The 1,964-nt window shown below is 38.0% G+C and carries 5 protein-coding genes and 1 pseudogene; 3 read left to right on the forward strand and 3 right to left on the reverse strand.

Features of this window, described 5'->3' with window-relative positions; genetic code table 11:
* A partial coding sequence (locus ACGH80_RS11680) for a GNAT family N-acetyltransferase (protein WP_411631214.1) occupies positions 1 to 258 on the reverse strand: 258 nt, incomplete at its 3' end.
* Positions 259 to 370: 112 nt separating this feature from the next.
* Positions 371 to 524 (reverse strand): annotated as a pseudogene (locus ACGH80_RS11685) (transposase); the annotation flags it as partial.
* Positions 525 to 643: 119 nt separating this feature from the next.
* Between ACGH80_RS11685 and ACGH80_RS11690 the strand changes: the two are divergent.
* The 3 genes from ACGH80_RS11690 (at position 644) to ACGH80_RS11700 (ending at position 1,539) form a co-directional block, all read left to right on the forward strand.
* The gene (locus ACGH80_RS11690) at positions 644 to 946 is read left to right on the forward strand and encodes a transposase (RefSeq protein WP_093092259.1); all 303 of its coding nucleotides are present in this window, start codon (positions 644 to 646) and stop codon (positions 944 to 946) included.
* Between the two features lie 125 nt (positions 947 to 1,071).
* Positions 1,072 to 1,302, forward strand: coding sequence for an IS3 family transposase (locus tag ACGH80_RS11695; RefSeq protein ID WP_411631210.1), 231 nt, complete (start codon positions 1,072 to 1,074; stop codon positions 1,300 to 1,302).
* A 6-nt stretch (positions 1,303 to 1,308) separates the two neighbouring features.
* Positions 1,309 to 1,539 carry a DDE-type integrase/transposase/recombinase gene (locus tag ACGH80_RS11700; RefSeq protein WP_411631212.1) on the forward strand — a complete coding sequence of 77 codons (231 nt, stop codon included), beginning with the start codon at positions 1,309 to 1,311 and terminating at the stop codon, positions 1,537 to 1,539.
* Between the two features lie 275 nt (positions 1,540 to 1,814).
* On the opposite strand, the gene ACGH80_RS11705 is transcribed toward ACGH80_RS11700, so the two are convergent.
* A partial coding sequence (locus tag ACGH80_RS11705) for a DUF6911 family protein (RefSeq protein ID WP_411631216.1) occupies positions 1,815 to 1,964 on the reverse strand: 150 nt, incomplete at its 5' end.

Genomic DNA, 1,964 nt, shown 5'->3' on the forward strand with positions numbered 1-1,964 from the left:
GTCAAGCACATGGTCATAGAGTTTTCTAGCTATGCCACGCTTTTGAAAGTCAGGATGCACGTACAGACAGTCTATGTAGCCATCATCTCTAAGTTCAACAAACCCCGCAAGACTTGAGCCAAAGATAGCTATCCAAGGCTGAGTGTTATCTAAACGTTCTAACCACTTCTGATAATCTGGGGGTGTTGAGCACCATGCTTCTTGCTGTGCTTTGCTATAAATATCGGTATCAATAGCATGAATAGACGAATGAAACAAATCGCATATTTCAGAGGCATAGAGTGAAGAGTATGGTTTTACTTCGATTTTAGATGCAGCATTACCCAACTTGTTTCCTATTTTCATTATGATTTGCTCTAGAAAGACTTTGCACTTCAATATCGCCAACATTGACAAGGCTGGCTTCCGTACTAATAGCTTCGCGAGTATCCACATCAATAGCTAAGTGTGGTTTGCGCCATGTTCTGCTTTTTTTCTTTACATTTACCAAAGACTTTAAGGTCTGTCGAGTCAATAACGAAATATCAAATAGCTTTCTCGTTTTATTGCTATATTTATAGTACAGCATTGAAGTTGGATAGGCTACACTAATTCATACAACTTTTTTAGGGGGTAAGGTAAACTTAACTCTAAAAAGGAAAAAATGATGAATCAACAAAAACGCGCACGACGCTCTTTTAGTGCTGATTTCAAAGCACAAATGGTTAAACTTTATCAGCAAGGAAAATCGCGCAGTGAATTGGTCAAGCAATACGATTTGACACCTTCCGCTTTAGACCGCTGGATAAGTCAATCTAGTAAAAGCGGTTCTTTTAAGACCAAAGATAATCGCACGCCAGAAGAAAATGAACTAATTGCTTTACGAAAAGAGCTTAAGCAGCTACGGATGGAAAACGATATCCTAAAGCAGGCTGCACTGATAATGGCACGAAAATCAAAATCCTGAAAGCAAACCAACATCGTTATGCTGTAGCGGCATTATGTCGCTGCTTAGGGATATCCAGACATTATGCCTATTATCAGTGCAAAACCACTAAACAGAAATTGGTCGCCCATTACGCCGATAAAATATTGACTATTTTTAAACGCAGCTATCGATTCTATAGAACCAAACGCATTCGTTTTGCTTTACAACAAGCAGGTATTAGTGTTTCTCGTCGTTACATTGCCCGAGTAATGAAGTCGCTATCATTGGTATCAAAGTATACGATTAAACGTTATCGAGGATATCAGACAGCAAGCAATAGCTCAGTCACAGCTAATCATTTACAACGCCAATTTGATGTAGGTACCAAACAGTAGATTATAGTGGCAGACTTAACCTATATTCGTGTTAACCATTGCTGGAATTATTTGTGTGTACTACTGAATTTATCGAACCGACAGATTGCCGGTTATAGTGTTGGACAACATAAAACAGCAGATTTAGTGATGTGTGCATTAAGTCAGATTAAGCAACCGCTGTCATTATTACATCTGTTTCATTCAGATAGAGGAAAGGAGTTTGATAAACAGTTGCTTGGTAAGCAAGTGTATTAATACATTTAATATACAGCGTTCACTAAGTAAAAAGGGATGTCCGTATGACAATGCAGTGGCAGAAGCAACATTTAAAAGCATTAAAACTGAATTTGTTAAAGGGGAAAAATTCATGATGACTGGAGAATGACAACAAGCCTTTGCGGCTTATGCTTATTAGTACAATCATAAACGGTTACATTCGTCGTTGGGCTATTTGCCTCCGGTAGAATTTAACAAACGGCTACCCCTTAATTATGTAAAAAAGCCCCGAATCATAATCCGGGGCTTTTGGGTTAATTCACTATATTTTGGTCAATATCTCCTGTCAGATAAAACTCATTAAAAGCTTTTCTGACCAAGGAAAAATCTTCAGTGATTATTGAATTATCCCATAAATCCCCCAAGAGATATAATTCTCCTGGCGTACGCGTATTATCATAAAA

Source organism: Gilliamella sp. BG1 (assembly GCF_046635625.1).
Taxonomy (GTDB): Bacteria; Pseudomonadota; Gammaproteobacteria; order Enterobacterales; family Orbaceae; genus Gilliamella; species Gilliamella bombi.

Bases quoted from the DNA above. Each gene is read 5' to 3' on its own strand.
- ACGH80_RS11690 (WP_093092259.1), top strand. From the start codon at position 644: ATGATGAATCAACAAAAACGCGCACGACGCTCTTTTAGTGCTGATTTC.